Source organism: Mycobacterium sp. (assembly GCF_035623875.1).
GTDB lineage: Bacteria > Actinomycetota > Actinomycetes > Mycobacteriales > Mycobacteriaceae > Mycobacterium.
Genome location: NZ_DASPSP010000173.1, coordinates 23,917 through 31,841, shown reverse-complemented (window position 1 = coordinate 31,841; position 7,925 = coordinate 23,917). Strand labels below are relative to the sequence as shown.

General features: G+C 66.1%; 7 protein-coding genes. 3 read left to right on the top strand and 4 right to left on the bottom strand.

The features are described 5' to 3' along the window. On the top strand, window positions 1-1,026 hold a 1,026-nt coding region (locus tag VEI45_RS14465; protein WP_324854303.1), incomplete at its 5' end, for a nucleoside hydrolase. Between the two features lie 16 nt (window positions 1,027-1,042). Here the strand turns inward: VEI45_RS14465 and VEI45_RS14460 are convergent. From VEI45_RS14460 to VEI45_RS14445, 4 genes are all read right to left on the bottom strand, one after another. Next, window positions 1,043-2,575 carry a DNA polymerase Y family protein gene (locus VEI45_RS14460; protein ID WP_324854301.1) on the bottom strand — a complete coding sequence of 511 codons (1,533 nt, stop codon included), beginning with the start codon at window positions 2,573-2,575 and terminating at the stop codon, window positions 1,043-1,045. Between the two features lie 35 nt (window positions 2,576-2,610). Further along, window positions 2,611-3,309, bottom strand: a complete 699-nt coding sequence (locus VEI45_RS14455) for a hypothetical protein (protein WP_324854299.1) — start codon at window positions 3,307-3,309, stop codon at window positions 2,611-2,613. Window positions 3,310-3,495: 186 nt separating this feature from the next. Next, window positions 3,496-5,049 (bottom strand): glutamine-hydrolyzing GMP synthase, encoded by a 1,554-nt coding sequence (gene guaA / locus VEI45_RS14450; protein WP_324854297.1) that lies wholly within the window; start codon window positions 5,047-5,049, stop codon window positions 3,496-3,498. A gap of 109 nt (window positions 5,050-5,158) precedes the next feature. Continuing rightward, entirely contained in the window at window positions 5,159-5,800 is a 642-nt protein-coding gene (locus tag VEI45_RS14445; RefSeq protein ID WP_324854295.1) for a helix-turn-helix domain-containing protein, read from the bottom strand. 79 nt (window positions 5,801-5,879) lie between these two features. Between VEI45_RS14445 and VEI45_RS14440 the strand changes: the two genes are divergently transcribed. Together VEI45_RS14440 and VEI45_RS14435 are read left to right on the top strand one after the other, a co-directional pair. Next, window positions 5,880-7,442 carry an MFS transporter gene (locus VEI45_RS14440; protein ID WP_324854293.1) on the top strand — a complete coding sequence of 521 codons (1,563 nt, stop codon included), beginning with the start codon at window positions 5,880-5,882 and terminating at the stop codon, window positions 7,440-7,442. Window positions 7,443-7,446: 4 nt separating this feature from the next. Continuing rightward, window positions 7,447-7,905 (top strand): hypothetical protein, encoded by a 459-nt coding sequence (locus tag VEI45_RS14435; RefSeq protein ID WP_324854292.1) that lies wholly within the window; start codon window positions 7,447-7,449, stop codon window positions 7,903-7,905. Window positions 7,906-7,925 lie beyond the last annotated feature (20 nt).

Here is a 7,925-nt window from a genome sequence, read left to right as displayed (position 1 = left end):
TTCGCCGACGTCGACACCGGTGTAGACGATGCTATTGCGCTGGTTTACCTGCTGGCCAGCCCGGAGGCCGAGCTGGTCGGCATCGCCTCGACCGGCGGAAACGTTGGGGTGGATCAAGTCTGCGAGAACAACCTCGGCCTGCTCGAGCTGTGCCGGATCGACGGCGCGCCGATATCCAAAGGTGCCGATCACCCGTTGAACTCCCCCGCGCTGCCTGTCGGGAAGGTCCATGGGCCAAAGGGTCTGGGGTATGCGGAGTTGCCGCCGACCGATCGTCAACTCACCGGCGACGATGCGGCGACGGCATGGGTCAAGGCGGCACATGCCCATCCGGGACAGCTGATCGGGCTGGCTACCGGGCCGCTGACCAACCTGGCGCTGGCGCTGCGCAAGGAACCCGCGCTGCCGAAGCTGTTGCGCCGGCTGGTGATCATGGGCGGGGCCTATGACTACCGCGGCAACACCAATCCGGTGGCGGAATGGAACATCGGCGTGGATCCTGAGGCGGCGGCAGAAGTGTTCGCCGCCTGGCCCCCCGAAGTGCCGGAAGGGGCTGAGCCGCAATCGCTTCCGATTCTGTGCGGCCTGGACGTGACGTGGAACATCGCGATCACACCGGACATACTGGTCAGACTGGCGGCGGCTGCAAACACGACGACGACCGTGATGAGCGCTCACGACGAGCGAGGCACCCGCTCATCGGCATCCAACCCGTTGATTCGGGTGATCGAGGACGCGACGCGGTTCTACCTGGAGTCCTACCACGACCTCGGCCACGGTTACCAGGCGCATCTCCATGATCCGTTGGCCGCGGCAGTCGCGCTGGACCCGGGGCTGCTCGCCACCCGGGCAGCGACCGTCGACGTGGAGTTGACGGGCACACTGACCCGCGGCATGACGGTGACCGACTGGTCGGGCCGCTGGGGTCGAAAGCCCAACGCGCTGATCGGTGTTGGTGTGGACCCAACGGCGTTCTTCGACCGGTTCATCGACCGGGTCGGGCCCTTCGCACGGCGGCTCGGCTGACCGGTGTGACGAGCCGTCACTCGTAGATTCCCTCCAGGTACCACCGCCGCTGTCGGTAGCACAGCAGCATCGCGCGCTCTCCTTCCAGCAAGACCTGGACGCGGGCGGTACGGCCCCCTGCCGATTGATCCGGATCCCACCAGCGTTCGTCGACCGGCCATGGTCCGGCCCACCAGCGCAGCCGCTCGTCACGACCACGAGAGGTCAGCCGTGCCGGGTCGGCGGAGAACAGCCCGCGGCTGGTCACGCGGATCGAGTTACCCTGGGCGTCAAGCAATTCCACTGGATCATCGAGCAGCACCGTCGGTGATGGTTCGGGCAGTTGACCGGGCCACGGCAGACCCGGATCGGCCCGCGGCACCGGCTCGTCACCCAGCGGCGTCAACGTGATGCGCTCGGCAGGCCCACGACCGCCGGACAGTACCGGCACCTGCACTGCCTCCGGGCCAAGCAATCCCTGCACCCGCACCAGCGCCCGCCGGGCCCGCATCCTGTCCTCGTCACCGAGGCCACCCCACAGCGGTAACTGCAGCGCCCCGGCCGACACCACCTCCACCGCCTGCAGCCGCAACACCGTCACCGGTGCGGTGGGCCGATCCACGACGGTCCGGGTATTCAACCACCCGTCCAGCTGCCAACGCACCCGGTCGGCGGTGGCGTCCTCAGTCAGCGGCTCCGCGCATCGCCATACTCGGGTCAGCTCTTCGCCGTTGGCGGTGACGGCATGAACGGCCAGTCGGGTGCATCCCACTCCGGCGGCCATCAATGTCTGATGCAACGTGCCGGCCAGCGAGCGGCCGGCAAATGCCGCAGCGTCAACCCGGTCGATCGGCGGATCGCACTGCAGCACGGCGTCGAGTTCGGCCGGCGGCTCACGCCCAGACGGCCCGCGTTCCGGCTCACCGCGGGCGAACCGGTGCGCGCTCACCGCGTCGGCGCCGAACCGGGAAGCCACGTCGGTGCGCGGCAATGCGGCGAACTGTCCGATGGTCCTAATCCCCATCCGCCACAACAGATCTGCCAAATCGTCCCGTCCCGGACCGGACAGGCTGGGCTCGGTGGCGAGTTGGCGGATCGACAGCGCCGACAGAAACCGCGCGTCTTCTCCCGGTTCGACGACACGACCGGCGCGGGCGGCGAAGACCGCGGTGGATAGCTGGTCGGCGATCCCGACCTGACACTCGGCGCCGGCTGCGGCCACCGCGTCGGTCAGCCGCTCGGCGGCCTGCTGTTCGGACCCGAAGAAGCGGGCCGCCCCACGTACCGGCAACACCAAAAGCCCGGGCCGCAGCACCTCGGCGCGAGGCGCCATATCGTCCACCGCCGCGATAACCCCTTCGAAGAAGCGGGCGTCACGGTCGGAGTCGGCAGTCACGACGTGCAGTTGCGGACAGCGGGCCGCCGCCTCTCGTCGCCGCAATCCGCGCCGTACTCCGGCCGAACGGGCAGCCGATGAGCAGGCGATCACCCGGTTGGCCAGCGTGACGGCGACCGGGGCCGTCGCGGGCAGACTTGCGGCCGCCGCCGCGGCGACCGCGGGCCAGTCCATACACCAAATCGCCAGTACCCGGGAGGCCACGTGAACTATCCAGTTCGCGCCCGGCCGACTGCCCGTCCCCTTGCGCACACGTCCAGCCGCACTGCACTGATCCGTCCGAAACCGGGCATACCCGCCGTGGTCTCATACCCGCAGACCCGGGCCTGTAGTCGTATCGATGCACCCTGCCAGTCACCATCGGTGACCAGCAGGGTGCAGCCTTTGTGGTGAGCGCGGGCCACCACCGCGCGCGCCCGTGTCACTGGCACCGAGCGCCCGCCCAGCGCCAGGACGACCAGATCCATGCCGTCCATCAGCACCGCAGCCACCTCCACCGGATCGGAACCGGGATCCGGGATTACCGCGAGCCGGCTCAGATCCGCTCCCATTTCCACGGCGGCCAGCAGCCCGATATCCGGCTGGCCGACAATGGCCGCGTTCCCGCCGGCGGCCGTCACCGCGGCCACCATGCTCAACGGCAGCGACCGGGCTCCCGAGAGCACCGCCACCGTTCCCCGTGGCAACGCGTCAGGCAGCAACTCCGCCAGCAGCTGCGGGATCGGCAGCGCGGTTTCCGAACCCGGTAGCAAGTCATCTGGACCGGGGTGACCATGAGCATGGCTTTGAATATGGCTAAGCCGAGCAGAGCCGACCCTCCCGGATACTGCCGCCATCTGGCGACGCAGCTGTTTTAGCTGCTCAGCACGGTTGTGATGGGGCTGATCGGAGGCGAGGATCGCCGTCATCACCACCTCCTGGTGTAACGGGTGTTACCACTGATGTTCGAATGTATGTTCGATACGATCAGTCAACACCCGCCCACCGACAAACGTCAAGCGGCTCACGAGCCAGCTAACTTGCCGGGCCGGCAGGGGACTATCAGATCGAGGCCCGCCGACGGCGTCCGCAGTGCGGGTTTCGGAGATCCGGCGTTATTCCCACTCGATGGTGCCGGGCGGCTTACTCGTGACGTCCAGCACCACCCGGTTGACTTCGGCGACCTCGTTGGTGATCCGGGTGGAGATCCGCTCCAGCACTTCGTAAGGCACCCGAGTCCAGTCGGCGGTCATGGCGTCCTCACTGGACACCGGCCGCAACACGATCGGGTGCCCGTACGTGCGGCCGTCACCTTGCACACCAACCGAACGGATGTCGGCCAGCAGCACCACCGGGCATTGCCAGATCTGCTGATCCAAACCGGCAGCTGTCAACTCCTCGCGCGCGATCGAGTCTGCACGCCGCAGCGTGTCGAGCCGCGCCGCAGTGACCTCACCGACGATCCGGATCGCCAAACCCGGGCCCGGAAAAGGTTGGCGCACAACAATTTCTTCCGGAAGGCCTAACTCACGCCCTACGGCGCGCACCTCGTCTTTGAACAGCAGCCGCAGCGGCTCGACAAGTTTGAACTTGAGGTCGCCGGGCAGACCGCCGACATTGTGGTGGCTCTTGATATTCGCCGCACCGCTGCCGCCACCGGACTCCACCACGTCGGGATACAGTGTGCCCTGCACCAGGAATTCAATATCGTTGTCCCCCAGAGCATCCCGCACGGCACCTTCAAAGGCGCGGATGAACTGCCGCCCGATGATCTTGCGCTTGCCCTCGGGATTGGTCACCCCAGCCAGCGCCTCGAGGAACGTCGCTTCCGCGTCGACGGTCACCAGGTTGGCGCCGGTAGCGGCGACGAAGTCACGCTGTACCTGCGTGCGTTCGCCGGCGCGCAGCAACCCGTGGTCGACGAACACACAGGTCAGCCGGTCCCCGATGGCACGTTGCACGAGCGCAGCGGCCACCGCGGAATCCACACCGCCGGACAGCCCACAGATCGCGTGGCCGTCGCCAACCTGGTTGCGCACCTGCTCAACCAGTGCACTGGCGATACCGGCCGGCGTCCAATCCGCGGCGATGCCGGCGAAGTCGTGCAGGAACCGGCTGAGCACCTGCTGCCCATGCGGGGTGTGCATCACCTCGGGGTGGTACTGCACGCCGGCCAACCGTCGGGACCGGTCCTCGAACGCCGCTACCGGCGAACCCGCGCTGGTGGCCACCACCGCGAACCCATCCGGGGCCGAGGTGACGGCGTCACCGTGACTCATCCACACCGGCTGCGTCTCGGGCAGGTCCGAATGCAGTTCACCGCCAACAACTTTCAATTCCGTTCGGCCGTACTCGCTGGTTCCGGTGCGCGCGACGGCGCCGCCGAGGGCCTGCGCCATCGCCTGAAACCCGTAGCAGATGCCGAACACCGGCACGCCCAGGTCGAACAGCGCCGGATCCAGCTGCGGCGCGCCCTCGGCGTACACACTGGCCGGGCCGCCGGAGAGCACCACCGCCTGCGGGTCGCGGGCTTTGATCTCGTCCATCGATGCGGTGTGCGGAATCACTTCGGAGTACACCCGGGCCTCGCGCACCCTGCGGGCGATCAACTGCGCGTATTGCGCACCGAAATCGACGACCAGCACAGGACGGGGCGATGCTGACTCCATTGGGCCAGTCTAGTGGCGGGCGATAGACCATCAGTCTCAGGCGATGGGTAGCGTCCCATCGCCAGGCAACGAGCAACAGCTATGCTGCCGCACCCTTCGTGACACCCACCTACAGCGAAAACGCCTCGCGCAGGGTGTCGACGGCGTCGTGATCACCGTCGAAAACGATGCGCCGCAACGCCGCCTTGCGCTTGGCCACGGTGGACCCCAGCCGCGCGATGGCCAGATCTTCCGCGCTGGCGGTGAGGGTCACATCCGGTTTTCCGGTCGCGGCCGCGAGACGGCCCTGATCAAGGGCGAACTCGAAACGACGGCCGTCGATCTCGACGCGGTAAGCCGCGGAAACACCCGCAGTTCTCACCGGGTCGAAGGGAACCACGAATCCGGCGAGGAATCCAGTCAACGGCGAGACCGGGCCGGCCTCGATCAGGTCCAGTCGGTCCAGGCCCAGCCAGGCGATGCTCTGGAGGATGGATGGCACCCGCTGCCAGCCGATGTCGCTCAGGCTGTAGACAGTGCGCGCGATCGGCGGCGGTAGCTCGGCGCGGTCCACCACGCCCGCGCTTTCTAATTCCTTGAGTCGCTCGGCGAGCAGGTTGGTGGCAATGCCTGGCAACTCGGCACGCAGGTCGCTGTAGCGGCGCGGGCCTCCGAGCAGCTCACGCAGGATCAGCAAGGTCCACCGCTCACCGAGGATGTCAAGCCCCTTGGCGATCGGGCAGTTCTGGTTGTAACTCTTGCGGGTGGACACATCGTCAGCCTAACAGTCCAGGACATCTTTTTCAATCTTTTACTTGAAAAATCTATCTGTAAGATTTAATATTCTGTCCATGGCTACACAAAACCCTCGTCATCCGGTGTTCCAGGGCCACCCGATCGCCGCGCTTGCCGTGATCTGCCTGTCCGTCTTCGTCATCAGTGTCGACGCCACGATCGTCAACGTCGCATTGCCGACGCTGTCCCGCGATCTACGCGCGGACACCGCGCAATTGCAGTGGATCGTCGACGCGTACACCCTCGTCATGGCTGGCCTGCTGCTGTCGGCCGGTAGCCTGGGCGACCGCTACGGCAGGCGTGGCTGGCTGAGTTCCGGGCTCGCACTGTTTGCAATCACCTCAGCCATCGCGGCGCAGGTGGGTTCCGCGGATGCGCTCATCGCAGCGCGTGCCGCCATGGGCGTTGGCGCCGCCGTGATCTTCCCGACAACGCTGGCGTTGATCACCAACATCTTCACCGAGCCGATACCTCGCGCCAAGGCGATCGGTCTGTGGGCGGCCATGGTGGGTGTTGGGGTGGCCGCCGGACCAATCACCGGCGGCTGGCTGCTCGAACACTTCTCCTGGGGCTCGGTCTTTCTCGTGAACGTTCCGGTCGCCGCGCTGGCCATCGCCGGAGGGCTGCTGTTCATCCCGACCTCGCGCGACCCGGCGACCCCGCCCGTCGACGTCCCCGGTTTGATCCTGTCCGCGGTCGGAGTGACGGCGCTCGTCTACACCGTCATCGAAGCACCGGGCTGGGGATGGACCAGTGTGCGGGTTGCGCTCGGCTTCACCTTGGCAGCAATCGTTCTCGCCGGGTTCGCGGTGTGGGAACGCCGCAGCACCCATCCGATGTTCGACATGTCGGTGTTCGTCAACCGGCGGTTCTCAGGCGGCAGCCTGGCGGTGACCGCCGGATTCCTGACGCTATTCGGATTCATCTTCGTCATCACCCAGTACTTCCAGTTCATCAAGAACTACAGCGCATTCGAGACCGGCGTGCGACTGCTGCCGGTCGCCATCTCGATCGCCCTGGCGAGTGTCGTTGGGCCGCGGATGGTCGAACGCATCGGCACCACGGCCGTAGTCACCGCCGGCCTGGGCGTGTTCGCAGCAGGCTTGGCGTGGGCGTCCACCGTCGACGCGGCAACCTCTTACAGCGAGATTGCTCTGCAGATGGTGCTTCTCGGTGGTGGTCTTGGCCTGACAACGGCACCAGCCACGGAGGCCATCATGGGCTCGCTTAGTGCTGACAAAGCCGGGGTCGGCTCGGCGGTGAACGACACCACCCGTGAGCTCGGCGGTACCCTGGGCGTGGCCGTCGTCGGCAGCGTTTTCGCATCCCTGTATTCGGGTCACCTTGGATCCGCAGCAGCGCTTACAGCGCTGCCAACCAACGTCCGCGAAACGATGCAAGCCTCAATTGCCGGCGCCTACACGGTCATTGGGAAGCTGCCCGCCGGTCAAGTTGCCGGAGTCCGCGACACTGTCAACCATGCATTCCTCGACGGTCTTCAGGTCGGATCGCTGGTATGCGCCGGAATTGCAGCGGCCGCAGCGATCTTAGTCGCCATGCTGCTGCCAGCCCGCCATGTAACGCCGTCCACTGCGGCACCAGAGCTTGTGGAGGCTTAGTCCTATGCAGCCTCAAGGCCAAGCGGCCAAATGGTTGCCGCTGATGATTCGGCTGACCGCACTCGGTTATCTACTGTTCTTCGTCCCCAACCTCGTTCTCGCCACGACGCATCAGATTCAAGTCCTGCCATCGCTCCTCGCCCGACTGTTCAACTGGGGAGAAGGCGGCGACGCCGTCGCTGTGATGTTCTCAACCGTCTACATCGTGTGGGCAATATTTCTATTCCAGTCCGCCCGTAATCCGCTCGCGCATCGGCTATTTCTGGACTTCAACCTGACGGCTAACTCCGCCCACTTCATCGCGATGCTGATCATGGCCCTCGCAATGCCTGAGCACCGCGAGCACGCCGTCGGAGTCGTCGCTCTCGGACTGCTAACGATTGTCCCCATAGGGGCATGCTGGCTGCCGGTCCGAAGCGCGGCTTCGCAGGCAGCGATACCAACCACAAGAACGCCGCACTGATATCTCAACCCCAGGAAGGA

What these genes read in the sequence shown, in the direction of transcription:
- VEI45_RS14460 (WP_324854301.1), bottom strand. Translation starts at nt 2,575, where the DNA reads ATGGACTGGCCCGCGGTCGCCGCGGCGGCGGCCGCAAGTCTGCCCGCG.
- VEI45_RS14455 (WP_324854299.1), bottom strand. Translation starts at nt 3,309, where the DNA reads ATGACGGCGATCCTCGCCTCCGATCAGCCCCATCACAACCGTGCTGAG.
- guaA (WP_324854297.1), bottom strand. Translation starts at nt 5,049, where the DNA reads ATGGAGTCAGCATCGCCCCGTCCTGTGCTGGTCGTCGATTTCGGTGCG.
- VEI45_RS14440 (WP_324854293.1), top strand. Translation starts at nt 5,880, where the DNA reads ATGGCTACACAAAACCCTCGTCATCCGGTGTTCCAGGGCCACCCGATC.
- VEI45_RS14435 (WP_324854292.1), top strand. Translation starts at nt 7,447, where the DNA reads ATGCAGCCTCAAGGCCAAGCGGCCAAATGGTTGCCGCTGATGATTCGG.